Raw genomic sequence first — 22,692 nt, forward strand, 5'->3', positions numbered from 1 at the left:
GCCGCCTCGGCATCAGGGAAGAGGATGAATGACGGCAGCGCGACCGCTCACCAGCAAGCGACCGCCCTGTTCGACGCGAAAGGCATATTGTGCGCCTGCATCGTCAGCGTAGAGGCTTTCGGCATGGACGTCCAAACGGCCTTGTGCAGGATCCACCCATTCGATCGCCAGCGACACATCGCGCAGACTGACCAGACGCCCAGGCCGCGCCGCGTTCGCGCCGCGTTCGCGCGCCAGCAAGGCGCCATGCACCGCCATCGCCTGCGCGCCGTATTCGGCCAGATGCACGGCATGCAGGCCAGCGCTACCGCGAAGTGGATGGTCCGCCAGCGCGTGAGTCTCGCTGATCGCGTGGATGGTCGTCTCGTTCCAGGCCACCACGGCGTCGAGCAGACACATCGCGCCCTGGTGGGGAATGAGGTGGGCCCAGTCAGTCTTGGCGAGCATGCGGTGCCATCAGGATCGAAAGGCAGAAGTGAAATGCCACGCCCAGGGCGACGGTGAGGCCGATCGCGCGCAGCACGGGGATGGTGCTCCAGGCCAGCATGCCGAACACCAGCAAGGCCGACAACACGCATACCAGCGTCGCGTGCAGCGTGCGGCGCTGTTCGGCCGCATCGCCCGTATCGCGTTCAAAAAACAGCGCGTAATGCAGGCCCAGACCCGCGGCCAGGATCAGCGCGACCAGGTGGAAGAGCGAAATCTCCACGCCCGACACGCGCTCCACTGCGAGCACAAGGAACGTGGCCAGTGTCATCGGCGCCAGGACGTGCCAGGCGCGCCGCACGCTGCGCAGCGCCACCACGATGGCAATGACCAGCAGCACGGTGGCGCCGAGCAGCGCGTGGAGAATGCGCGCGCGGTAATCCACTACCAGCGATTCGGCTGCGCCCTTGAGATCCAGCAATCGCACATCGCCGCCGCTGTCGCGCGCGAGCGCCTGCAAGGCATCCACATCGTGCACACCGCTCAGCGTACCCAGCCCGAGCCAGCGCCCGTCGCGCTGCATCAGCATCGCGGAGACGCGCTGTCCCAACGGCGACGAAGCGAACTGTTGCGGCGTCAGCAAGGGCAGGCTGCGCGCTTTCTCCACATCGTTGACGAAGGGGTCGAACAGACCGGCCTGGAACGGCATGCCCTGTTCGGCCTCCGCCAGCGCACGGGTCAGCGTCTCGCGATCGGGCAAGGCTTGTTGGCGCGCGCGCTGCACGGTCGCGCTGGGCAGATAGTGTGAAGGCAGTTCCACCGCATCGACGGCGTGGCGCGCGACCATGGCGTCGACGGCGGGCTCCAGTTTTTCCGACAGCGCCAGCACGCCTTGTTCGTCCGGCGCCTGCAACACCAGCAGATAGCGCACATCCGGCGCGCCCAGCGCCTCGCGCAGTCGCGCGTCGCGCAGCAACAGATCACGCGGCAATGGCGTCAGTGCCGACAAGTCGTTCTGCCAGAACGGACCCTGAGCGAACACCAGCATCAGCACGGTGGCCGCGGCCACCACCAGAGGAATCCAGCGTGGGCGCGGCAAGCGGTCGACGAATCGGCGCGCACGGATCAACCAGCCCATCTCGGCGACATCGCGCACGCGCTCTGGCAACAGATACGGCAACAGGTAGCGCGTACTGAAGCCCGCCACCAGCAGGCCTGTTACGGTGAACACGGCCAATTGCTGCAGGCCGCTCACACCGGAGGCAAAGAAAGCCGCATAGGCAATGCAGGCCGAAGCGATCGCCGTCAGCAACAGCGGCCACAGATCGCGCACGCTTTGCACGGCGTTCTCGCCGGCGCGGCGATGGCTCAGCACACGTATGGGATATTCCTGGGCCACGCCAAGCAGGGTGAAGCCAAACGCGAGCGTGATGCCGTGTACTTGCGGAAACAGCAGCACCAGCGCGGCAATGCCCGCCAGCGCGGCACTGGCGATCGGCAACGCAGACAACAGCAACGAACCGATGCTGCGATACGCCAGCAACAGCAGCACGATGAAACCCACGGTGGAGATGCGCCCAATCCACTCCGCCTGCCCGCGCGTCTGCTCGCTCGCCACGACGCTGAAGTAGCCCGGCCCGCTGACCACCAGCGACCCGCCGGCGTGATCGGGCAAGGCATCGAAGGCGCGATGGATGCCATCAATGGCCTGCGACTGCGCATCCGGATCGAAGCCTGCCGACCGCGTCAGCACCAGCAGCAAGGCCTCGTGCTGCGGCGAAAACCACACGCCCTGCACGAGCTCGGGCGACTTCGGCGGCGACCAACGCTCGGCCAGCTTGAGCACTTCCAGCGTGGGGTCGCGCGGCAACAAGCCCTTCAGCAGCGAGGCCGCGGGCGACGACAAATCGTCCAGGCGCTGTTCCAGCTCATCGCGCAGATACGGGGTATCCATGCGCTGATGATCCAGCGTGGACGAGAGCAGGTAGCGATAGGGCAGCAGGGCATCGTCGAGTGTGCCGATGTCGAAGCTGCCGTTGAGCACCTGCGTGTAACGCTGATCCTTGCGCAGCGTCACCGCCAGTTGCTGGCTCAGTGCAGCCAGTTGCTCATCGGACTTGCCGCTGATGGCGAGCAGGAGCAGACGCGAACCCGGCCCCTCGCCCACCTGCTCCATCAGCAGGCGCTGATCGGGCGTGGTCGGCGCAGGCATGAAGCTGCGCAGATCGGTGCTCACCGTGAGGTGTCGCGTAACGAACAGGCCAAGCACCGCCAGCGTGGCCAGCCAGAGCACCAGCAAGGTCACGCGGCTGCGACGCACGCTCAACTGCCCCGGCAGAGTGCGGTGAGTGCGTCGCGCGTAGGCGCGGTCGGCATCTTGACGGCGTAGTCGCCGAGCAGGTCGATGGCGATGTCGCCATCGGCTTCCTGCATGCGCATGCAGTGCGGCTCGTTGCCGCTGCCGTCGATATCGATGCGGCTCACTGTTTGCGCGAGTTTCGCGTCGCGCGGCGTCAACGTCAGCGTCCAGTGATCGGCGCCATCGGCGCTGTGCTGCACGGTGAATGCCTGTTCGAGGCGCGATGAATCGCCGCCCAGCAGGGCCACGAAACTGTCGAGCAGCAGCTGCAACTGCGGCGCGCGCTTCAAGGAGAAACTGCGCGGCGAACGGCCTTCGCGCTGCTGCGTCACTTCACCGTCGCCGATGGTCGACACTTCGCGCGTGGGATGTTCAACCGTGCGCTCGAGCTTGTCGCCACCCAGCCAGGCCAGCTGTCCGGAAACCACCAGCGGCTTGTCCAGCATCTTCATGAAGCGCGCTTCGGCAAACGCCGTGCGGGCAGGCGCCGGGCGGCCGAGCGAGGCCACCAGCGCGCGTGCCGTGGCGGCGTCTTCAGGCGCCGACGCGTTCGCGTTCGTGTTCGCGCACAGCGACAGCGTCAGGGCGCACAGCAGTGTCCACGTCTTGCTGCCAGAAGTCATAGAAGTTGAACCAGTTGTAGGGGGCAACCCGGATGTAGTGTTCCACGCGACGGGCGAAGCGGGCGATCACGGCGTCCAGCGCCTGCGCGCGATCCTGTCGCGGAATCTCGATGCGGTCGGCGAACGGCTCGAAAATGAGGCGATAGCGGTTGCCGCCTTCATACAGCCCGAAACACAGCACCACTGGCACGCGCAGACTGTGCGCGAGCAGCCAGGGACCGACCGGAAATGGCGCGGGCTCGCCCAGCAACGGCGTGCGTCGCAGCACTTCGTGTTCGCGTCCGCGATCGGCCAGCAGCGCGACCATGGCGCCTTGCTGGCAGGCCTCGGACATTGCCAGGGTGATCGAGGTACCGCCGGCAGAGGCATCGATGACACTGGCGCCCACCTCGGGTGCGAGCGCTTCGAGCAGCTGGGTCAGGGCCGGCGTCTTCTGCTTGTCCAGCACCACGCGCAGGTGGGTATCGGGACGACGCGCACTGAGCGCACGCAAAGCCTCGAAGCTGCCCTGGTGGGTGCCGAGCAGGAGCACGCCGCGACCTTCGGCAAAACTGGCCTCGAGCTGCTCCAGGCCCTCCACCGTCACGTCGAAATCCTTTTCGCCGCGGGCGAGCAGGAAGACACGATCGAGCATGGTCGAGGCGAAGCAGTGGATGTGCTTCATTACATGCCAGGGCGTGATCGGCTTGTGCAGCACGCGCTCGAGGAAACGGCGCGACGCTTCGCGCTCGGGGCCGCGGCGCCAATAGAAGTAGAGCGTGATCGGATACAGGATCGAGCGGGCGACCGGTCGGCCGCCATACAGCGCGATGGTGCGGATCAGCCAGATGGCGAGGCGTCCGCCGCCCTCAGGTCGACTCTGCCAGTGTTCGCTCATACCGTTCCCTCGACGGAGCCGCGCGCGAGCAGATCGTCGCCGCGATGAATCTCAAAACGCACGCGGCCCTGGGCTTCGGTAAGCGCAATCCGCGCCTCCTGTTCCGGCAGGAGTGGCGCCACAAACTTCGCTTCCAGCACGCGCGCCAGTCGCTGGCCACGCCAATCGCGCAAAGCCAGCGCGACCTGCTCCAGCAGCACGACGCCAGGCACCAGCGGCGCACCGGGGAAATGACCCGGCAGGCAGGCATGATCCGCGCCCACCAGAAACACGCGCTGAAAGGCGGCGTGACTCATGGCGAGACCGAATGATCGCCGCGCACCAGCGCCGGCCAGCGCGTCGCTATGCCCATGGCCAGCTCGTGAAAGCGCGGATGGTCCACATGGCGCAGATGCCAGCGGCGGAATACGTTTTCCAGCAGGAAGGCGCTGGCAATCAACACATAACCGCCCACGTGCACATAGGACTGCGCGATTCCCGCTGGCACCGGCCACGGCGAGGTCACGCCCAGCGAGCCAAGCAGGCCGCCCGGCTCCGCACACAGCAGCAACACGGCCAACACAACGGCCTGCGCTGCCGTGAGCAAGGTCCAGAACCAGGTGAGGTGGCGCGCATATGGCGCAATGCCCGGCACAGCCAGTCGCTCGGGACCTTCCAGTGCTTCGATGAAACGCGCGATCAGCGGCGTCTGGCCTGCACGCAGCGTGCGGCCAAACAGGGACGCCAGCAGGACATTGATGCCAATCGGCACGCATTCCAGCAGCAGCCCCACCATGCCGTGCAGCCACAGCCAAGCCATCACCGCCAGCGTGCCCAGCCACACGATCCACGGCAAGGCGCGGCGGGTGGTCAGCGCAGGGATCATCAACACGGTGAGCAACAACGCGCAGGCTGCCAGCGAGAAGCCTTGCCGATGCGTAAGCACGCCAGCCATCGCCAGCACCGGATAGCCGAACATCAGCGGCATCCAGCGCCGCGACGTCGATTTCGGTGGTGCTGCGTTTGATGACGACATGGGTTGCTCAGCCTGCATGACAACGAAACGGCCTGGACCTGGGTCTGCCGCGTGCGCGATACATCATGCCCGATAGTTCTTAAACGGCGCGCTGCCGTTCAATGTGCTCGGAGAGGGTGCGCAGGCTGGTGAAAATCTTGCGATTCTCGGGATTATCCGAGCGCAGCTGGAAGCCGTAACGCTTGGACACGGCCAGCGCAATTTCCAGGGCGTCGATGGAGTCCAGGCCCAGATCGCCGCCGAAAAGCGGTGCATCGGGGTCAATCTGGTCGGCCGTGACGGTTTCCAGATTGAGGCTGTCCACGATCAGCGTAGCCAGTTCGTGTTGTGCGGTGCTCTGCTCGGCCATGCCGTTTCCGTACCCGAATTCTTGCGTCTCTCCCCCAGAGCCGCAGGCCGGGCAGTGTACCATAGCGTCCCAGAGTCTCCGGTTGGATGCCCATGGTTCAGGGTTGTGAAAACGTCAGGCCGGCGCTGCGTCGCGCGCCGCAGGTGTCCTACCGGTGGGTCGATCCGGATGCGGTCTTGCAGGACGCCGGCACACTGGCGGTGTTTGGCTTTGGCACCGGCGCGGCGGGCAGCGCCGATCCCCGCTCGCTGCGGGTGGACCTGGAAATCTTCGACGCTCCCACGCCACTGGAGATCTGGCAGGTCGATGGGCCTGTCACGCAGGGGCGTGTGGGTGAGTTGCAATGGTCGAGCGGTGAGGGCTGGCTGTTCGCCGCCATCACGCTGGATGAAAGTCTCCATGGCAGATTGCGCGCCACGGCGGCGACCGCCTACGCGCAGCTATGCGAATTCGTCGCCACGCGCCGCGAACGTCACGTGCAGCGCGTCTGGAACTACCTGGTCGACATCAACGAAGGCGCAGGCGACACCGAGCGCTACAAGCAGTTCTGCGAAGGCCGGGCCGAGGGCATGGCCGGCTTCTTCGCCGATGGTTTTCCCGCCGCCACCGCGATCGGCCACCATGCTTCGGCGCCGCGCCTGCAGGTGTACCTGCTGGCCTGCGACGAGGCAGGTGAACGCGTGGAGAACCCACGCCAGGTCAGCGCCTGGCGCTATCCGCGCCAATACGGCCGCACGCCACCCAGTTTCGCCCGGGCCATGGCGCTGCCGGCGCAGGACGCACTGGCCATCTCCGGCACCGCCGCCGTGGTGGGCCATGCCTCGGCGCACGAGGACGACCTGCTCGCCCAGCTCGACGAAACCCTGGTGAACCTCGAAGCCCTGCTGTCCAGCGCCAACATGCCAGCCGGCTTCGACACGCAGTCGCCGCTCAAGGCCTATGTGCGCCACCCGACGGATGCGCCAGTGGTACGTGAATTCCTGCAGCAACGGCTGGCCGGTGTGCCGGTGCTGCTGCTCCATGGCGATATCTGCCGCAGCGAACTGCTGGTGGAGATCGACGGCTGGCGCTACGCCTGAGCGGCGTCAGCTCTTCCATCCGTCGGGCGAACGGCAGGCAGGAAACGCCTGGCGGAATCCTTCCACCATGAACCTCGCCAGCGCGGACTTGGCCGTGGGCAGGGCCGCATAGACATCGGAGAGCGCGAGTGCGCCGCGACCCGATTCCAGCGCCGACACGGGAACACTGCTCAGCACCGCCGCGTGTACGGTCAGCCCGCCAAGGCGATAGCGGAACAGCGCCGTGCAGTCATCCGGGCGGGACTGCCAGGTCATCACTGGATTGGTCTGGCCCAGATAGATCGGCGTGGCGTCGTGCTTCGCCGCCAGTTGTTCGCCCGCGCCCGGCAGCAGGGCTTCGGACTCCTGCAGCAGGCATTCCTCGCATGCCGGAATCACCGTGTAGCTGACCCAACCGGAGCTCGCACCTTCCGGCGCAGCGAACGTGTAGTGGGCGTTAGCGTCCACGCCGATGGTGGCGCGCTGCACGCGCCAGCCCTGGGGTACCGCCATCCAGCCTGCCACATCGCCGTAGAACCACTGCACGGCGTCCTTGGAAGGCGCCGGCGAAGACGGCAACGCAGGCAGTTTCGCCGGGTCTGGCCGGGTCCAGTCGCCTACGCCCGAATGCACGTCGATCAGCGTGACGGTGAGGCCGCCTAACGGAACCGTGCGCAAGGCGTAGTCGGTTCCCGCCGCCGAGCGGGTTTCAGGTGTGCCGGGCAACTCGCGCACGCCCGCCGCCGCATGAACCTGCGGCCCGATTGTCCACAGCAAAGCCATGGCGACCATCGCCATCGCGTGTCGGAACCGAAAGCGCATGTCCACCCCCTGTTGCGTCAGCGGGTAGCAGCTTATACGCGGGCACCCGCAGCAGGCGAGTCAGACAAAAGGCCGGTGTGAGGCCCTCTCGCTTCCCGTCGGAACTGCGCAGCGCGCCTGCCCGTGAAGGCGCGCAGGCAGCCAATCAGGACGCGGACTCTTTCGCGTAGACCGGATCGAGCTGCTTCAGGAACGCGTACACCTGGGCGTTGATATACGGATTGGCCCGCCCGCTGTCCTGATCGATGATCGCCTTGCCCCTGAACGACATCGTCTTCAACAAGCGCCCGGTGCTTGCATCGAACACATGCAAGGTCGCGCTGTAGCTGATCATCGGGCGCATGCTGCCGCCGCCCATGGGGTTGGCCGGCGCGGACAAGTCGGGCACGTAGCGCATGGTGATGCGATATGGCTGCGCCTGCTCCTCAGCGGGCGATGGCGTGCCCGTCATAAAGGCGCGATTGTCGGACGCCACCGTTTCCAGCGAGACATGCCGGTCGTCTGCCCAGCGATCGAAGGCGCGCTCAACGATCGCGCAATCGACCGTGTTGCTGGTGCATGCCAGGTAGGCGTGAAAGCGTGGCGCGTCCTGCGCGCCAAACAGCTGCACGGGTGCATCGCCGCTGGGCGCGCTGGCGCAGGCATTCAACAGCAAGACACCGAGCAAGCTACCGATCGAGATACCGATACGCATGACTACTCCTTGGCTAGCCTTGGGGAACCGCAACGCAGCGGCCATCGATCACGACGGCTTGGTCGGTCGCTTCCAGCCATGCAGGGTCACCTGCTTGGCGCGTGCGATGGTCAGCTCGCCGGCAGGCGCTTCCTTGCCGATCACCGAACCGGCGCCGATCGTCGCGTCCTCGCCGACGGTCACCGGCGCAACGAGCGCGCTGTTGGAACCGATGAAGGCACGGTCGCCAATCACGGTGAGATGCTTGTTGGCGCCGTCGTAGTTGCAGGTGATGGTGCCGGCGCCGATGTTCACGCCGCGGCCGATCAGGGTGTCGCCCAGATAGCTCAGGTGATTGGCTTTGCTGCCCTCGCCGAGTATGGCTTTCTTGGTCTCGACGAAATTGCCGATGTGCACGCCCGCCGCCAGCTCCGTGCCCGGCCGCAGGCGCGCAAACGGACCGATCGTGCAGGGCCCGTGCGTCACCACGCCTTCGAGGTCGCAATGCGCCTGCACCACGGTGCCGCTGGCGAGCTTCACGTCCTTGAGGCGCGTAAATGGGCCGATCTGCACGTCATCGCCGAACTGGACATCGCCTTCGAGCACGACGTTCACGTCGATCTCGACATCCATGCCGGCGCTGACCTTGCCGCGCACGTCGATGCGCAGCGGATCGGAAATACGCACGCCTTCCAGCGCCAATGCCTTGGCGGCACGCGAACGGTATTGCGCCTCAAGTTCGGCGAGCTGCCAGGGATTGTTGGCGCCGGCGGTTTCGAATTCGTCTTCGCATTCCACGCAGGCCGCCGCCCGGTTTTCGCCGGCCGCCATGGCGAAGATGTCGGTGAGGTAGTACTCGCCTTGAACGTTGTTGCGATCGAGTTTGGACGTCCATCGCTTCAGGGCCACGGCATCGGCCGCCAGGATGCCGGTATTGATCAGGTTCATCGCCCGCTGCGCGTCGTCGGCATCTTTTTCTTCGACCACGGCGCGCACGAAACCGTTGCCGTCGCGAAGCACGCGGCCATAGCCGTGAGGATGGGTGACTCGCGTCGCAAGCAGGCTCACCGTGCCTTCGGCCCGCACCAAGGACTCCAGCGTCTGCGTGCGGGTGAGCGGCACATCGCCGTAGAGCACCAGCACGGTGACGTCGTCGGGCACTTCGAGCAATGCCTCGCGCACCGCATGGCCGGTGCCTAGCCGCTGCGACTGCAACACCCAGTGCAGGTCGTCCAGTCCCTCGAACGCCGCACGCACCTGGTCGCCGCAATGCCCGTAGACCACATGGATCGCCTTCGGCTGCAGTGCGCGCGCCGCCTCCAGCACGTGGGCAAGCAGGGGCCGGCCGGCCAGGGGCATCAGCACCTTGGCCTTCTTCGACTTCATGCGCTTGCCCTCGCCGGCGGCGAGAACGATGACGTGCAACGGCGTGGTCTTGAGCATGGGATCCAACCTGTCCTTGACTAGCGGCGGAGGATAGCAGCCGAGGCTCAGTGCCCTAAGGCCCTGAGGATGTAGAACCTATGGCTATGGCAGGGCGTGTTTGGCCGCGCTGGCATCGGCAACCGGCTCGCCGTCTTTCCAGGCGAAGCGGAACACATAGTCCAGACTGAAGGGGCGCGTCTCGCTGCTCACTTCATGACTGTTGCCGTTGGCGTCCGCGGCCCACTGGCTGAAACGCAGCGGCTCGAACGTCCATTGCATGGCGGTCTCACGCACGGCCTGATCGAACAGGCGGACCTGCGCATCGGCCTGCGCTTCATCGGTGATGCGTACCTCGACCACCTTGCCTGCTTCGTTGACGACAAGCGTGGCCTCCACCTCCTGTGGCGGCAGGCGCTGACCGAGCAGGGCGGCCGGGTACGGCGGCGAGGGATGATCCCAGGGAATCGCCCCGGTAGAGATCTCACCCATGGCGAGCTGGTAGTGCTGCATATCGTCCTTGGCCAGGGACCGATACGAGGTGTCACCTTCAGTGGACGGCTTGGTCGAGGTGGCGTGAGGTACGTTCGCGCACCCGGCCAGCGAAGCGATCAACGCGACCAACAGGAACCTTGGGAACCTGTGCCAATCAGCTTGCTGCTTCGCATCCATGTCGTAGCCCCTCGCTGTCGAGTAGCCTCAGCATAAACAAAAACGCCGGCCCAGGGCCGGCGTTCTGCGGGGTGCTACCCGGGCAAGCTTGCTCAGTGCTTGAGCGTCTTGCGCATGCGCTCCAGCGCCTGCAGCTGGGTGATGGCTTGCGCCAGCTTGGCCTGCGCCTCGGCGATCTCGACTGCGTCGGTGCGATTGGCCAGGGCGTCTTCCGCTTCCTGCTTGGCGCGCTGGGCGGCCGCTTCATCCAGGTCGGAGGCACGTGCGGCGGTGTCGGCCAGCACGGTGACGACCTGCGGCTGCACTTCCAGGATGCCACCGGACACCCAGAACTGCTGACGCTCGCCATTGGCCAACACCACGTCCACGTGGCCGGGCTTCAGGCGGGTGATCAGCGGCGCATGGCGGGGCGCGATGCCCAGTTCGCCCATCTCGCCGGTGGCGACCACGAGCTGCGCGTCGCCGGAGAAGATCTCGGCTTCGGCGCTGACGATGTCGACACGGAGGGTATGACTCATGACGGTATTCCGGTGCGTTCGGTGAAAAGCAGACGATGCTGTGTGGAGCTAAGTGAAGCGCGGCTCGCGCGCTTCACCGTGTGATGCCTCACAGGGATCAGGCCGCCTTCTTGGCGCCCATTTCCTCGGCCTTCTTGATGGCCTCGTCGATGCCGCCGACCATGTAGAACGCCTGCTCCGGCAGGTGGTCCACGTCGCCGTCCACGATCATCTTGAAGCCGCGGATGGTTTCCTTCAGCGGCACGTACTTGCCCGGCGAGCCGGTGAACACTTCGGCCACGTGGAACGGCTGCGAGAAGAAGCGCTCGATCTTGCGGGCGCGCGACACAGCCTGCTTGTCGTCTTCGGACAGCTCGTCCATGCCCAGGATCGCGATGATGTCCTTGAGCTCCTTGTACTTCTGCAGCGTGCCCTGCACGCGACGGGCCACGTCGTAGTGCTCGGCGCCGATCACGTTCGGATCGAGCTGGCGGCTGGTGGAGTCCAGCGGATCCACGGCCGGGTAGATACCCAGCGAGGCGATGTTGCGCGAAAGCACCACGGTCGCGTCCAAGTGGGCGAAGGTGGTGGCCGGCGACGGATCGGTAAGGTCATCTGCGGGCACGTACACGGCCTGGATCGATGTGATCGAACCGGTCTTGGTCGAGGTGATGCGCTCCTGCAGCACGCCCATTTCCTCGGCCAGCGTCGGCTGGTAACCCACGGCGGACGGCATACGGCCGAGCAGTGCGGACACTTCGGTACCGGCCAGCGTGTAGCGGTAGATGTTGTCCACGAACAGCAGCACGTCCTTGCCCTTGCCCGACGCGTCCTTCTCGTCGCGGAAGTACTCGGCCATGGTCAGGCCGGTCAGTGCCACGCGCAGGCGGTTGCCCGGCGGCTCGTTCATCTGGCCGTACACCATCGCGACCTTGTCGAGAACGTTGGAGTCCTTCATCTCGTGGTAGAAGTCGTTGCCTTCACGGGTACGCTCACCCACACCGGCGAACACGGACAGACCCGAGTGCGCCTTGGCGATGTTGTTGATCAGCTCCATCATGTTCACGGTCTTGCCCACGCCGGCGCCGCCGAACAGGCCGACCTTGCCGCCCTTGGCGAACGGGCACATCAGGTCGATGACCTTGATACCGGTTTCCAGCAGATCGCTGGCCGCCGCCTGGTCGTCATAGCTCGGAGCTGCGCGATGGATGACCCAGCGATCCTGCTCGCCGATCGGGCCCGCTTCGTCGATCGGGTTGCCGAGCACGTCCATGATGCGACCGAGCGTGGCCTTGCCGACCGGCACCTTGATGCCTTCGCCGGTGTTGCGCGCCACGAGGCCGCGCTTGAGGCCATCGGTGGAACCGAGGGCAATCGTACGGACAATGCCGTCACCCAGCACCTGCTGGACTTCCAGCGTGATGTCGGTGCCGTCGACCTTCAGCGCGTCGTAAACCTGCGGCACCTGATCGCGTGCGAACTCCACGTCGATGACCGCGCCGATGATCTGTACAACTTTGCCCTGACTCATGGATGTGCTCCGGATGGATCTTTTAGTGTCTAGTGCGGCGCCGCTATGCGTCGCCAAATTTAGGTCTGGATGGCGTGCGGCTTAGACAGCCGCCGCACCGCCTACAATTTCAGAAATTTCCTGCGTGATCGCGGCCTGACGAGCCTTGTTGTAAATCAGCGTCAGTTCGCCAATCACCTTGCTCGCGTTATCCGACGCGCTCTTCATCGCCACCATGCGCGCGGCATGTTCGCTCGCAAGGTTTTCCAGCACGCCTTGATATACGATCGACTCGATGTAGCGACCCATCACGTGCTCGAGCACGGTGGCGGCATCGGGTTCGTAGATGTAGTCCCAGTCGTGCTTGTGCTCGAGCTTGAAGCCCGCTACCGGGTAATCCGGCGAAGGGGACGGCTCGCTGGCCACGACGCCCATTTCCTCGGCAACCACGCCCAGCGGCAGCAGCGCGTGCACGGCCGGCTTCTGCACCATGGTGTTGACGAAGTCGTTGTGGGCCAGGAACACGCGATCGACCTTGCCCGCGAGGTAGCCGTCCACTGCGACCTTGATCACGCCCACCAGATGGTCGAGCTTCGGCTTCTCGCCGAGATGGCTGACGCTGCCGATCAGGTTGATGCCCTTGAGGCGGCGGAAGAACTGGACCGCCTTCTGGCCGATCGCCACCACATCCACTTCGACGCCCTTGTCCTGCCACTCACGAATAGCCGGCAGCAGGCGACGAAATAGGCTGGAGTTCAGGCCGCCGCACAGTCCGCGATCCGTGGTGATGACCACGTAGCCAACGCGCTTGACCGTCTCACGCTCCTGCAGGAAAGGATGGCTGAAATCGGTGTTGGCCTGGGACACATGCGCGATCACCTTGCGCATGGCGCGCGCATAAGGGCGCGAGGCCTTCATCAGATCCTGCGCCTTGCGGATCTTCGAGGCCGAGACCATTTCGAGCGCGCGCGTCACCTTGCGCATGTTCTGCGTGCTCTTGATCTTGGATTTGATTTCGCGTCCGCTTGCCACGTTTGCCTCAACCTGTTGGGTGATTGCGATCCCGGCCCATTCGGCCGGAGTGCTGTACAGCCGCACCTGTGGCGGCTGTACACCCCTTATTGCTTACCAGCTGCCCGTCTTCTTGTACTCGTCGAGCGAGGACTTGAAGGTGGCTTCGATGTCGTTGTTCCAGTCACCAGAGGCGACGATCTTCTTCATCAGTTCGCCGTGGTTCTGGTGCATGAAGGCGTGCAGGCCCTTCTCGAACGGCAGCACCTTGTTGACCGGCAAGTCGTCGAGGTAGCCCTTCTCGGCGGCGTACACCGACAGCGCGAGTTCGGCGATGGAGAGCGGCGAGTACTGCGCCTGCTTCATCAACTCAGTCACGCGCTGGCCGCGGTCCAGCTGGGCGCGGGTGGCCGGGTCCAGGTCCGAGGCGAACTGCGCGAACGCAGCCAGCTCGCGGAACTGCGCCAAGGCCAGCTTCACCCCGCCGGACAGCTTCTTGACGATCTTGGTCTGGGCGGCACCGCCCACGCGCGACACCGAGATACCGGCGTTCACGGCCGGGCGGATACCCGCGTTGAACAGGTCGGTTTCCAGAAAGATCTGGCCGTCGGTGATCGAAATCACGTTGGTCGGCACGAACGCGGACACGTCGCCAGCCTGGGTTTCGATGATCGGCAGCGCGGTCAGCGAACCGGTCTTGCCCTTCACTTCGCCGTTGGTGAACTTCTCGACGTACTCCTCGGAGACGCGGGAAGCGCGCTCGAGCAGACGCGAGTGCAAATAGAACACGTCACCCGGGTAGGCTTCGCGGCCCGGCGGGCGCTTGAGCAGCAGCGAGATCTGGCGGTAGGCCACGGCCTGCTTGGACAGATCGTCATAGATGATCAGCGCGTCTTCGCCGCGGTCGCGGAAGTACTCGCCCATGGCGCAACCCGAGTACGGCGCGATGTACTGCAGCGCGGCCGACTCAGAAGCGGAAGCCACCACCACGATGGTGTTGGCCAGCGCGCCGTTCTCTTCGAGCTTACGCACCACGTTGGCGATCGACGAGCGCTTCTGGCCGATGGCAACGTAGATGCACTTAATGCCGGAGTCTTTCTGGTTGATGATCGCGTCGATGGCCAACGCGGTCTTGCCCGTCTGGCGGTCGCCGATGATCAGCTCGCGCTGGCCACGGCCGATCGGGATCATCGAGTCGACGGACTTGTAGCCGGTCTGCACCGGCTGGTCGACCGACTTGCGCCAGATCACGCCTGGCGCGACCTTTTCGATGGCCGAGCTGGTCTTGGCGTTCAGCGGGCCCTTGCCGTCGATCGGATTGCCCAGCGAATCGACCACGCGACCCAGCAGCTCCGGACCGGTGGGCACTTCGAGGATGCGGCCGGTGGTCTTGGCGGTGTCGCCTTCGCGTAGGTGCTGGTATTCGCCCAGCACCACGGCGCCCACCGAGTCACGCTCGAGGTTCAGCGCCAGCGCATAGGAGTTGCCCGGCAGTTCGATCATTTCGCCCTGCATCACGTCGGCCAGACCGTGGATGCGCACGATGCCGTCGGACACGCTGATGATGGTGCCTTCGTTACGTGCTTCCGCGCCGAGCTTGAACTGCTCGATGCGGGTCTTGATCAGTTCGCTGATCTCGGACGGATTCAAGGTGGAGCTGGACATGGGTCGATATCCTGAGATTTGAGTCTTTTTTGAAGAGCCAGCCAACGCTGACATGGCGCTTCGCGAAACGGACTTCGCTTAAATTCTTTAAACCGTCAGCGCGCGGGACATGCGCGCCAGACGACCGCGGGCCGAACCGTCGATCACTTCGCTGCCGGTATCGATCACCACGCCACCCAGCAGCGAGGCGTCGACCTGGGTTTCCAGTTCGATCTCGCGCTTGAAGCGACGCTTGAGCGACACCTTCAGCTGCTCAGCCTGGGCAGCATCCAGCGCAAACGCACTGGTTACCTTCACCAACAGCTGCGATTCGGATTCGCGCTTGTACTGTTCGAACAGCGCGGCGATTTCCGGCAGCAGCGCCACGCGACGGTGCTCGGCCAGCTCACCCAGGAAACGGGCGAACGGCGCGTCGGCAGCCATGCCCTGCGGCAGGTGCAACGCGACCAGCTGGTCCGCCGTGACGCGCGGATCGTTGCCCAAACCGGCCACGCGCGAGTCCCTTGCCACTTCCGCGGCAAAGGCCAGCGCCTGCGCCCATGCGCTCAGCGAGCCGGCCGCATGGGCTACCTCGAAGGCGGCACGCGCATACGGACGGGCGAGGGTGATTGCCTGTGCCATGGCTTAGATCTCGGCCGCGAGCTGGTCGAGCATCGCCTTGTGGGCGTTGACGTCGACTTCGCGCTGCACGATTTTCTCTGCGCCCTGGACAGCCAGACGGCCGACCCAGCCGCGCAGTTCTTCGCGCGCACGCTGCTGCATGCTGACGATTTCCTCGCCAGCCGCAGCCTTCAGGCGGCTCGCCTCGGTCACGGCTTCGGCGCGAGCCTTGTCCACGATCTGGTTGGCCTGCTGCTGGGCACGCTCGATGATCTCGTTGGCCTGCTGACGGGCCTGCTTGATCTCGACGGCCACCTTGGCGTCGGCGTCCTTGAGTTCGGCGCGCGCCTTTTCAGCGGCGGCCAGACCATCGGCAACCTTCTTCTGACGCTCTTCAATCGCGTGATTGAGCTGCGGCCAGATGAACTTGGTGGTGAACCAGACCAGGATGGCAAAAGAGACCATCTGGCCCAGGAAAGTCAGATTGATATCCATGAGCTTTCCAAATACTCCCGAACACGTTGAAGTTGACGTGAAGTCGCGGCTCTAGATCCGCCGCGACACCACATAACCCGCTCCGATCGGCCTCGCGGCCAAGCGAAGGCTTAGTGCAGGGCGCTGATCAGCGGGTTCGAGAAGGCGAACAGCAGCGCCACGGCCAGGCCGATGATGAACGCAGCGTCGATCAGGCCTGCGAGCAGGAACATGCGGCCCTGCAGCAGCGGCACCAGCTCCGGCTGACGTGCGGCGGACTCAAGGAACTTGGAACCCATGATGGCGATACCCAAGCAAGCGCCCAGAGCGCCGAGGCCGATGATGATGCCGATGGCAATGGCGGTCAGGCCCTGCACGTGTGCGATGAGTTCCATGGTGTTCTCCTGTGAATCGATAACGGGTTGTTGGTTAGAACAAGAAAGATGAAGCGAAACTTGGAGTAAAGCGAACCTTAGTGATGCTCACGCGCCGTCGCGATGTACACGATGGTCAGCATCATGAAGATGAACGCCTGCAGCAGGATGATCAGGATGTGGAAGATCGCCCACACCGAGTTGAACAGCACGCCCGGCAGGAAGCTGATCCAGCCCGCGAACAGCCCCGCGATCAGCATGAAGACCAGCTCGCCACCGTACATGTTGCCGAACAGTCGCATGGCGAGCGAGACCGGCTTGGACAGGTATTCGATGACGTTGAGCGCAAGGTTGAACGGCATCAGGATGATCTTGACCACCATATTGTCCGCATGGAACGGCGCGGTGATCAGTTCCCAGCCAAAACCGCCCACGCCCTTGGCCTTCATGCCGTGCGCGAGCACGATGAAGAACACGGCCAGGGCCAGGCCCATGGTGGTGTTGATGTCGGCGGTGGGCACCCAGCGGAAGGAGGTGTGATGCGCGGCTTCGGCACCGGCGAGGCTCTTGACGGCAAAGCCCGGCGCATCCAGCGGCAGCAAGTCCATCGTGTTCAGGAACACGACCCACATGAAGATGGACAGCGCCAGCGGGGTCACCGTACGGCGATCGCCGTGGAAAGTGTCCTTCACCTGGGTGTCGACGAACTCCACGATGATCTCGACGAAGGCCTGGCCCTTGGACGGCACGCCCGAAGTCGCCTTGCGGGCCTTCAGCCAGAACCAGAGGCAGAACAGGGCACCCAGCACAAAGGACACGACGAGCGAGTCGACGTGGATCTTCATGAATGCGCCATCACCCAGACTCACCGTGTAGTGGTGAAGGTGATGCTGGATGTACTCAGTTAGTCCGCCCTGCGGCTCGCTTGCCATGTGTTAGCCCTTGAATCTGAACGCCAGCAGATTTATTGCGTAAGCAGCCACCAGCCCCGTGATGGCAGCTAGTGGCGGTAATTTCCATTGACCCAGGATCGCGATCAGCCCTCCGAAGATCACGATCCACTTCAGGACCAAACCTGACATCACGTGCCACACGGCCGTGCCTCCCCCACCCAATCCCTTGAAGGAGCGCCACGCCAGCAGCGCGGATCCCAGCGCCACCAGTGCGGCGCCTGCAGCGGCCGCCAGCGCTTCGCGAGGCCCCTGCATCAGGAAAGTGAGACCGACGGCCACCGCCACGGCGAGCTGCAGCAAAATCATGCGCAGTGCCAGACGACGACCGGAAGCAAGACTGTTGATCACGTGATGTTCCCGCGCGGCTTCGCTCAAGGCGGCACCGAACCAGCTGCGGGCCACGGTCCAATCCCAAAAAGTATATCAGCGAGGCATTTACAGCGACAAGCCGCGGCTGACGCGACATCTTGTCCGCAGGCCGATCTGTTCACAAAACCGGCAGGCATCGTGAGAACTCACGAATAGAAAAAGGGCCGGACAACCGTCCGGCCCTTAGACGCAACTGGGGGGAGGAAGCGCTGCGTCGCTAAGCGGTTACTTGGTGACAACAGCGGCAGCGGCGGCCTTCTTGGCGGCGGCGACCGGAGCGGCCACGGCGTCATTGGCGGCCAGCTGCTGCTCCTGCACGAGCGCGCTGAGCGACTCGGCGGTCTTCTGCGTCACGGCGATGATTTCCTGGGTGACGGCCACGGCGCGCTCGGCGTTCTCACGGCCGGCGGCAGCTGCCTTTTCCCAAAGAACGCGGAAACCATCGATATCGCGGGTCTCGAGGGCGCCGCTGAAGAAGTCAGCCGCAGCTTCCGACTGCTTTTCCAGCGCGCGGATCTGCAGTTCGGCGACCTGCTCCAGACCCTTGAAGGCCACCGACTGTGCCTTGAAGGCGCTATCGGCGAGCTGCTTGGCGTAGGCGAAAACCTGCGAGTTCAGTTGCTGCGTCATGACTTGAGTCCCTCGACGGGATTAGGGGTAGTGGCGACTACTCTACCAAGTCATTTTGTGCGTTGCAATATATTTTTCCTTAACGCGAGCACGTGTCACGAAAAATTCAACATTACTAATCTATTACATTCAAACGCCCGCTTATTGCGCCGCGTCAAAAGCTGTCACGACTACAACTGGCGCCTGAGGTGCAGGTCTCATGCACCACCACCTTGTCCAGGCCCGGCAGAGCCGGCTGCAGGCGCTTGAAGATCCAACGGCACAGTACTTCGCTGGTCGGATTCTCCAAACCCTCGATGTCATTGAGGTAGTGATGATCGAGCTGGTCATACAACGGCGCGAAGGCCGCCTTGACGTCCGCGAAGTCCATTACCCAGCCGAGCGTGGGATCGGGCTCGCCTTCGACGTGGATCTGGACGCGAAACGAGTGTCCGTGCAGCCGCGCGCACTTGTGGCCCGGCGGCACGTTCGGCAGGCGGTGAGCTGCCTCGATATGGAATTCTTTGAAGATATGCATGCCGCCATTCTAGCGCCTGCGGTTTACCGCCACTCCAACGCGGACCGGCCGATGCGCGACAGGAGTCGGAGCGTCGGGGACTGACTCTGCCCGTGGCCCGCGGAAAAAGGCCCCGGAATGCCGGCCAGGCGGGTTTTGCGCAGACTGCGACCTCTTAGCGAGGGGCATCGCAGTCGTGCCTGCGATTCCGGGAGGCGGCGTGCGCTCCTCCACGAAAACCTCGCCGCTCGCGCGGCGAGGGTGTTGCAGGCTTTAAGGCGAGGTGTAGGTGACCAACACCGATGCGGCGGCCACGTCTTTCACGGCCAACAGGCGGATGTAATAGGTGGTGGCCTGCGGCGCCGGCACCATCACCACTTCCGCATTGCCCGGTCGTTGCGAGCTGAAATCCGCACCCGAGCCATTCGTCGCCGGCGCCTGGCCCGCCTTCACGAACAGACTGGCATCGCCGGTGCCGCCGAGTAGGCGGATCGAGAGGTTCTTGGCGCCGGCCGGCACAGGATCGCATACAGAAGCGAGGCGCCAGCCGCCACCTGCTTATCGCTAGAAGCTCCCGCACGTCAGCATGCCCGAGCGCTGAGAAACACTCGGGCATGCTCATCGCCTTAGTCGAAGAGCGATGACGTCGTACCAAGCGCATTTCCACCAACATCGATCATTGAATTGCCCATCATGGGAAGCCCGTTAGCAGGATTGATTAGCGGCCCTTCAAATTCACAAGCGAATATGCGAGATCGACTTGTCTCCGGGTCACGCGATACCTGACGAACCGAAGAGGCATTCGGCTTGACGCCGTACTGACTCAAATAAGTGCCATGGCGTTTGTCATCGCCTCGCGGAGCCGAGCCCAAAGGGACCTTGAATGCGGATCTCCCGCTGGCGCACTGCTGAGCGACTGCACATGGCGTATGGCCAGCGAGATTTGGCGGTGCTGGTAGAAGGCATCCACGTCTTCTCCATCGGATCGCCATTGGCGGTCATTGAGCAACCGTTGCCTTGCCTGCGCAGGCAGAAGGGGACGATGACCCCGCTTCATGATCGCAATGGCATCTCCATGACCTATCGAATCTAGCGTCCCGAGCGGGGGTGTGCAGAATTTTGTGTAACCGGGGTTTGGGTTACCGCCGAGGAAGTCGTTCCTCGAATTGGATCGTAAAGCGGTTCAATGCAGCCTTCCAGTCGCGGATCGGCAGCGTCCATTTCTTGCTGATGTTGCGCAGGGCCAGGTAGAACAATTTCACCAAGGCTTCGTCGCTCGGGAATGCACCGCGATTCTTGGTCAGCTTGCGCAGGCTCATGTTGACTGACTCGATCGCGTTGGTGGTGTAGATCACCTTGCGGATCTCCGGCGGATAGTCGAAGAACGGAATCAGCCGCGGCCAGTTACGCCGCCACGACTGCCCGATCGGAAGGTACTCCTTATCCCACTTCGCCTCGAACTCGCCGAGCCGTTGCTCGGCCTCCTCGGCGGTGGCGCAGGCATAAATGCGTTTGAGGTCAGCCGCCACCTCCAGCCGCCGCTTCCACGATACGTAGTTCAGGCTGTGCCGCACCATGTGCACGATACACAGCTGCACGGTGGTGTGCGGAAAGACCGCTTCGATCGCTTCGGGGAAGCCCTTGAGGCCATCGACGCGGGCAATGAAGATGTCCTGCACGCCGCGGTTGCGCAGCTCCGTCACCACCTGCAGCCAGAACTTGGCGCCCTCGGTTTGCGCCAGCCACAGGCCCAGCACCTCCTTCTCGCCGGCTATCGTGACGCCGATGGCCAGATACACCGCCTTGACCCGCACCGCGCCCTCGCGCACCTTCACGTGGATGCAATCCAGGTAGACGATCGGATACACCGGGTCGAGCGGCCGGGCTTGCCATGCCTTGACCTCATCGACCACCGCATCGGTGACCGTGGAAATCAGGCTGGGCGACACCTCCGCCCCGTACATTTCTTCCAGATGCGCCTGGATCTCGCACACAGTCATGCCGCGCGCATACAACGACAGGATCTTGTCGTCGAAGCCGGCCCAGCGGGCCTGGTGCTTGGGAATCAGCTGTGGCTCGAAGCTACCGTGCCGATCACGAGGGATCTCGATCGGCAGCTCGCCGAACTCGCCCTTGATGGTCTTGCGGCTGCGCCCGTTGCGCGTGTTGCCGGCCACGTTGGCGACCGGTTCGTGCTTGTCGTGACCGAGGTGCTCGGCCATCTCCGCTTCCAGCGCCCGCTCGACCAGCAGTTTGGTCAGCTGTTTGAGCAGGCCGTTCTCACCGATCAGGTCTTCGGGCTTCTTGTAGTTGGCCAACAGGCTGCTAAGCAGCTCGTCGGGTACCTCGTGCTTGCGTGGACTCATGGTGTCTCCGGGTCAGATGGCAGTGTCTTGCCTGTATCCCGTTTACACAAAATCTAGGACACGCCCGACCCCGGGTGAAGGTGGATGGCGACGCCCCGTTCTGTGCAAAACCTCGCTTGAAGGGCTGGTCGTCTAATCGCTGCTCGTGGCCGTCCACGACGGACAGTGAGAACGGCACCCTTTGTCTAACCGTCCATCCTGGACGATGTAATCCGTTGCGTGGCCATGCACGAGCGCGCTGTCACGCGGGCGCCGTGGGCGATCTGCGACCTATTGGTGCTGCGTGATATCGAAGCGACGACCCTCAGAACCCTTACTTGAGCAGGGCGGGGCTGAATAGCCGCTTCGTCGCCCTATCAAAGTGAATGCCTCGCGCACCGTCCACGCTGGACCGCCGGCACGCCTACTTTGTAGTCAGGACACTCCCTTCCGAGGAAGGTGAGATTTGTGCCATGTCCTCGGACACGAACACATACATGGACATTGCTCACTGCCCTCCAGATGGAGTGCCACGTTTGGTGCCGGCACAAGATTTCTCCCGTCCGTCCATCGTGGACAGATGGGTTCCGCCTTGCGGCACAACAGGTTTATTCCAAACGACGCGCGGATGGGGGGGGTTGCGTCAATTCCGGCTCATGGTCTTGTGGCGAGACATCGGCAGGCACTTCTTGCTGCCGGTTCACTGACTTTGACAAGGAGTGCATTCGTGAGAGCTACTTCCAACGATCGGCGATGGCTACACGTCGTCGACTGGATCCTTCGGACCGGGTGGCCGACGCGGACCCGGGATCATGCCCTCGCCACCCGGGTCTTTGACGCGTGGTGGCAGGCCCCCATGCCACACGAACCGATCCCGACATGGCCACACCGAAAGACATGGTGTAAAGCACTGCGAAAGGCCTTTGGATCGGTTCATAACTCGGAAGCCTCGAAGCTTCTTTGCGTTCTCTTCATCGCCGTATTCGAGGCTCATATTCGCTCGCGATGGGCCGATGACACTTCGCACTGGCGAATGAATCGAGCGCCTCCAGCTTGATCGTCTGTCGATCCCCTTTACCCGCGCCCTACCAATTAATTTCAGCTTTCAGGACTTCTTCTCATGCACACGAGCCCCATTCGTTTCGATCGTCACTTTTGGATCTGCGTTGCTATCGGCATGCCAGTCCTGTGCGCAGTGATCTTTACGCTCGCCGTGGCCGGCTGGTGGGTCGAGGGTTTCCCCGAGGCCATTGCGCCTCGCAATTGGGCGATCCACCCCATCATGATATTTGGTCTCGCTCTTCTAGGTAGTGTCGCCACCGTCCTTGTGCTGGGTTTCTTGGGGGTCGTGTGCTGGGTGGCATTTGCTATCGGCGCACAGGTCATCGACCTGGCTCGGCGGCCGCGCGACGGGTCGAGGAAGTTCCGCGGCGATGAGCCCAAATAGTATCGGGGGACCGACTCTCGAGTTA

27 protein-coding genes are annotated in these 22,692 nt (G+C 63.8%); 3 read left to right on the forward strand and 24 right to left on the reverse strand.

From position 1 onward, the window contains the following. Positions 1-12 precede the first annotated feature (12 nt). From AC1DE1_RS06180 to AC1DE1_RS06210, 7 genes are all read right to left on the reverse strand, one after another. Positions 13-447 (reverse strand): hotdog family protein, encoded by a 435-nt coding sequence (locus AC1DE1_RS06180; protein WP_477178989.1) that lies wholly within the window; start codon positions 445-447, stop codon positions 13-15. Beyond that, entirely contained in the window at positions 431-2,746 is a 2,316-nt protein-coding gene (locus tag AC1DE1_RS06185) for an MMPL family transporter (protein ID WP_477178990.1), read from the reverse strand. The genes AC1DE1_RS06180 and AC1DE1_RS06185 overlap by 17 nt, the downstream gene beginning before the upstream one ends. Before the next feature lie 2 nt (positions 2,747-2,748). After that, positions 2,749-3,408: a LolA-related protein gene (locus AC1DE1_RS06190; protein ID WP_477178991.1), complete on the reverse strand. Its 660-nt coding sequence runs from the start codon at positions 3,406-3,408 to the stop codon at positions 2,749-2,751. Continuing rightward, entirely contained in the window at positions 3,320-4,285 is a 966-nt protein-coding gene (locus AC1DE1_RS06195; protein WP_477178992.1) for an LpxL/LpxP family acyltransferase, read from the reverse strand. Before AC1DE1_RS06195 ends, AC1DE1_RS06190 begins: the two co-directional genes overlap by 89 nt. Continuing rightward, the gene (locus tag AC1DE1_RS06200; protein ID WP_477178993.1) at positions 4,282-4,581 is read right to left on the reverse strand and encodes an ApeI family dehydratase; all 300 of its coding nucleotides are present in this window, start codon (positions 4,579-4,581) and stop codon (positions 4,282-4,284) included. Before AC1DE1_RS06200 ends, AC1DE1_RS06195 begins: the two co-directional genes overlap by 4 nt. Further along, on the reverse strand, positions 4,578-5,300 hold the full coding sequence (locus AC1DE1_RS06205; RefSeq protein ID WP_477178994.1) for a COG4648 family protein: 723 nt from the start codon (positions 5,298-5,300) through the stop codon (positions 4,578-4,580). Before AC1DE1_RS06205 ends, AC1DE1_RS06200 begins: the two co-directional genes overlap by 4 nt. Positions 5,301-5,379: 79 nt before the next feature. Beyond that, positions 5,380-5,649 carry a phosphopantetheine-binding protein gene (locus tag AC1DE1_RS06210; RefSeq protein ID WP_046971235.1) on the reverse strand — a complete coding sequence of 90 codons (270 nt, stop codon included), beginning with the start codon at positions 5,647-5,649 and terminating at the stop codon, positions 5,380-5,382. A 92-nt stretch (positions 5,650-5,741) separates the two neighbouring features. Between AC1DE1_RS06210 and AC1DE1_RS06215 the strand changes: the two genes are divergently transcribed. Then, positions 5,742-6,728, forward strand: a complete 987-nt coding sequence (locus AC1DE1_RS06215; RefSeq protein ID WP_477178995.1) for a chorismate transformation FkbO/Hyg5 family protein — start codon at positions 5,742-5,744, stop codon at positions 6,726-6,728. 6 nt (positions 6,729-6,734) lie between these two features. Here AC1DE1_RS06215 and AC1DE1_RS06220 read toward each other — a convergent pair whose 3' ends face one another. The 16 genes from AC1DE1_RS06220 to AC1DE1_RS06295 form a co-directional block, all read right to left on the reverse strand. Further along, positions 6,735-7,529: a DUF4850 domain-containing protein gene (locus AC1DE1_RS06220; protein WP_477178996.1), complete on the reverse strand. Its 795-nt coding sequence runs from the start codon at positions 7,527-7,529 to the stop codon at positions 6,735-6,737. Between the two features lie 145 nt (positions 7,530-7,674). Continuing rightward, on the reverse strand, positions 7,675-8,223 hold the full coding sequence (locus AC1DE1_RS06225; RefSeq protein ID WP_477178997.1) for a hypothetical protein: 549 nt from the start codon (positions 8,221-8,223) through the stop codon (positions 7,675-7,677). A 48-nt stretch (positions 8,224-8,271) separates the two neighbouring features. Then, complete coding sequence (glmU, locus tag AC1DE1_RS06230; RefSeq protein ID WP_477178998.1) at positions 8,272-9,645, reverse strand: bifunctional UDP-N-acetylglucosamine diphosphorylase/glucosamine-1-phosphate N-acetyltransferase GlmU; 1,374 nt, start codon at positions 9,643-9,645, stop codon at positions 8,272-8,274. Between the two features lie 84 nt (positions 9,646-9,729). Next, positions 9,730-10,248, reverse strand: coding sequence for an energy transducer TonB (locus AC1DE1_RS06235; RefSeq protein ID WP_477178999.1), 519 nt, complete (start codon positions 10,246-10,248; stop codon positions 9,730-9,732). A gap of 140 nt (positions 10,249-10,388) precedes the next feature. Further along, a complete protein-coding gene (locus AC1DE1_RS06240; RefSeq protein WP_441601957.1) occupies positions 10,389-10,814 on the reverse strand; it encodes a F0F1 ATP synthase subunit epsilon in 426 nt (141 codons plus the stop codon). A gap of 97 nt (positions 10,815-10,911) precedes the next feature. Then, positions 10,912-12,324, reverse strand: coding sequence for a F0F1 ATP synthase subunit beta (gene atpD, locus AC1DE1_RS06245; protein WP_477179000.1), 1,413 nt, complete (start codon positions 12,322-12,324; stop codon positions 10,912-10,914). 81 nt (positions 12,325-12,405) lie between these two features. Next, a complete protein-coding gene (gene atpG, locus AC1DE1_RS06250) occupies positions 12,406-13,335 on the reverse strand; it encodes a F0F1 ATP synthase subunit gamma (RefSeq protein ID WP_477179001.1) in 930 nt (309 codons plus the stop codon). A gap of 93 nt (positions 13,336-13,428) precedes the next feature. Then, positions 13,429-14,979 carry a F0F1 ATP synthase subunit alpha gene (gene atpA, locus AC1DE1_RS06255; RefSeq protein ID WP_477179002.1) on the reverse strand — a complete coding sequence of 517 codons (1,551 nt, stop codon included), beginning with the start codon at positions 14,977-14,979 and terminating at the stop codon, positions 13,429-13,431. Between the two features lie 87 nt (positions 14,980-15,066). After that, the gene (locus tag AC1DE1_RS06260; protein ID WP_477179003.1) at positions 15,067-15,600 is read right to left on the reverse strand and encodes a F0F1 ATP synthase subunit delta; all 534 of its coding nucleotides are present in this window, start codon (positions 15,598-15,600) and stop codon (positions 15,067-15,069) included. Positions 15,601-15,603: 3 nt separating this feature from the next. Continuing rightward, complete coding sequence (locus AC1DE1_RS06265; protein WP_477179004.1) at positions 15,604-16,074, reverse strand: F0F1 ATP synthase subunit B; 471 nt, start codon at positions 16,072-16,074, stop codon at positions 15,604-15,606. Positions 16,075-16,184: 110 nt separating this feature from the next. Beyond that, complete coding sequence (gene atpE, locus AC1DE1_RS06270) at positions 16,185-16,448, reverse strand: F0F1 ATP synthase subunit C (protein WP_046971224.1); 264 nt, start codon at positions 16,446-16,448, stop codon at positions 16,185-16,187. Positions 16,449-16,525: 77 nt separating this feature from the next. After that, the gene (gene atpB, locus AC1DE1_RS06275; protein ID WP_477179005.1) at positions 16,526-17,359 is read right to left on the reverse strand and encodes a F0F1 ATP synthase subunit A; all 834 of its coding nucleotides are present in this window, start codon (positions 17,357-17,359) and stop codon (positions 16,526-16,528) included. A gap of 3 nt (positions 17,360-17,362) precedes the next feature. Beyond that, entirely contained in the window at positions 17,363-17,782 is a 420-nt protein-coding gene (locus AC1DE1_RS06280) for a hypothetical protein (RefSeq protein ID WP_477179006.1), read from the reverse strand. Positions 17,783-17,974: 192 nt separating this feature from the next. After that, positions 17,975-18,379, reverse strand: a complete 405-nt coding sequence (locus tag AC1DE1_RS06285) for a phasin family protein (RefSeq protein ID WP_477179007.1) — start codon at positions 18,377-18,379, stop codon at positions 17,975-17,977. Positions 18,380-18,533: 154 nt separating this feature from the next. Beyond that, positions 18,534-18,896 carry a 6-carboxytetrahydropterin synthase QueD gene (gene queD, locus AC1DE1_RS06290; protein ID WP_477179008.1) on the reverse strand — a complete coding sequence of 121 codons (363 nt, stop codon included), beginning with the start codon at positions 18,894-18,896 and terminating at the stop codon, positions 18,534-18,536. A gap of 252 nt (positions 18,897-19,148) precedes the next feature. Continuing rightward, positions 19,149-19,394: a PPC domain-containing protein gene (locus tag AC1DE1_RS06295; RefSeq protein WP_477179009.1), complete on the reverse strand. Its 246-nt coding sequence runs from the start codon at positions 19,392-19,394 to the stop codon at positions 19,149-19,151. Between the two features lie 364 nt (positions 19,395-19,758). Between AC1DE1_RS06295 and AC1DE1_RS06300 the strand changes: the two genes are divergently transcribed. Continuing rightward, entirely contained in the window at positions 19,759-19,968 is a 210-nt protein-coding gene (locus AC1DE1_RS06300) for a hypothetical protein (RefSeq protein ID WP_477179010.1), read from the forward strand. Positions 19,969-20,014: 46 nt separating this feature from the next. On the opposite strand, the gene AC1DE1_RS06305 is transcribed toward AC1DE1_RS06300, so the two are convergent. After that, positions 20,015-21,241 (reverse strand): IS256 family transposase, encoded by a 1,227-nt coding sequence (locus tag AC1DE1_RS06305; RefSeq protein WP_477179011.1) that lies wholly within the window; start codon positions 21,239-21,241, stop codon positions 20,015-20,017. A 1,099-nt stretch (positions 21,242-22,340) separates the two neighbouring features. Between AC1DE1_RS06305 and AC1DE1_RS06310 the strand changes: the two genes are divergently transcribed. After that, complete coding sequence (locus AC1DE1_RS06310) at positions 22,341-22,667, forward strand: hypothetical protein (protein ID WP_477179012.1); 327 nt, start codon at positions 22,341-22,343, stop codon at positions 22,665-22,667. Positions 22,668-22,692 lie beyond the last annotated feature (25 nt).

This window comes from Dyella sp. 05T440 (assembly GCF_056395965.1).

What these genes read in the sequence shown, in the direction of transcription:
- AC1DE1_RS06180 (WP_477178989.1), bottom strand. Translation starts at nt 447, where the DNA reads ATGCTCGCCAAGACTGACTGGGCCCACCTCATTCCCCACCAGGGCGCG.
- AC1DE1_RS06190 (WP_477178991.1), bottom strand. Translation starts at nt 3,408, where the DNA reads ATGACTTCTGGCAGCAAGACGTGGACACTGCTGTGCGCCCTGACGCTG.
- AC1DE1_RS06195 (WP_477178992.1), bottom strand. Translation starts at nt 4,285, where the DNA reads ATGAGCGAACACTGGCAGAGTCGACCTGAGGGCGGCGGACGCCTCGCC.
- AC1DE1_RS06200 (WP_477178993.1), bottom strand. Translation starts at nt 4,581, where the DNA reads ATGAGTCACGCCGCCTTTCAGCGCGTGTTTCTGGTGGGCGCGGATCAT.
- AC1DE1_RS06205 (WP_477178994.1), bottom strand. Translation starts at nt 5,300, where the DNA reads ATGTCGTCATCAAACGCAGCACCACCGAAATCGACGTCGCGGCGCTGG.
- AC1DE1_RS06210 (WP_046971235.1), bottom strand. Translation starts at nt 5,649, where the DNA reads ATGGCCGAGCAGAGCACCGCACAACACGAACTGGCTACGCTGATCGTG.
- AC1DE1_RS06215 (WP_477178995.1), top strand. Translation starts at nt 5,742, where the DNA reads ATGGTTCAGGGTTGTGAAAACGTCAGGCCGGCGCTGCGTCGCGCGCCG.
- AC1DE1_RS06220 (WP_477178996.1), bottom strand. Translation starts at nt 7,529, where the DNA reads ATGCGCTTTCGGTTCCGACACGCGATGGCGATGGTCGCCATGGCTTTG.
- AC1DE1_RS06225 (WP_477178997.1), bottom strand. Translation starts at nt 8,223, where the DNA reads ATGCGTATCGGTATCTCGATCGGTAGCTTGCTCGGTGTCTTGCTGTTG.
- glmU (WP_477178998.1), bottom strand. Translation starts at nt 9,645, where the DNA reads ATGCTCAAGACCACGCCGTTGCACGTCATCGTTCTCGCCGCCGGCGAG.
- AC1DE1_RS06240 (WP_441601957.1), bottom strand. Translation starts at nt 10,814, where the DNA reads ATGAGTCATACCCTCCGTGTCGACATCGTCAGCGCCGAAGCCGAGATC.
- atpD (WP_477179000.1), bottom strand. Translation starts at nt 12,324, where the DNA reads ATGAGTCAGGGCAAAGTTGTACAGATCATCGGCGCGGTCATCGACGTG.
- atpA (WP_477179002.1), bottom strand. Translation starts at nt 14,979, where the DNA reads ATGTCCAGCTCCACCTTGAATCCGTCCGAGATCAGCGAACTGATCAAG.
- AC1DE1_RS06260 (WP_477179003.1), bottom strand. Translation starts at nt 15,600, where the DNA reads ATGGCACAGGCAATCACCCTCGCCCGTCCGTATGCGCGTGCCGCCTTC.
- AC1DE1_RS06265 (WP_477179004.1), bottom strand. Translation starts at nt 16,074, where the DNA reads ATGGATATCAATCTGACTTTCCTGGGCCAGATGGTCTCTTTTGCCATC.
- atpE (WP_046971224.1), bottom strand. Translation starts at nt 16,448, where the DNA reads ATGGAACTCATCGCACACGTGCAGGGCCTGACCGCCATTGCCATCGGC.
- atpB (WP_477179005.1), bottom strand. Translation starts at nt 17,359, where the DNA reads ATGGCAAGCGAGCCGCAGGGCGGACTAACTGAGTACATCCAGCATCAC.
- AC1DE1_RS06285 (WP_477179007.1), bottom strand. Translation starts at nt 18,379, where the DNA reads ATGACGCAGCAACTGAACTCGCAGGTTTTCGCCTACGCCAAGCAGCTC.
- queD (WP_477179008.1), bottom strand. Translation starts at nt 18,896, where the DNA reads ATGCATATCTTCAAAGAATTCCATATCGAGGCAGCTCACCGCCTGCCG.
- AC1DE1_RS06300 (WP_477179010.1), top strand. Translation starts at nt 19,759, where the DNA reads ATGCGGATCTCCCGCTGGCGCACTGCTGAGCGACTGCACATGGCGTAT.
- AC1DE1_RS06305 (WP_477179011.1), bottom strand. Translation starts at nt 21,241, where the DNA reads ATGAGTCCACGCAAGCACGAGGTACCCGACGAGCTGCTTAGCAGCCTG.
- AC1DE1_RS06310 (WP_477179012.1), top strand. Translation starts at nt 22,341, where the DNA reads ATGCACACGAGCCCCATTCGTTTCGATCGTCACTTTTGGATCTGCGTT.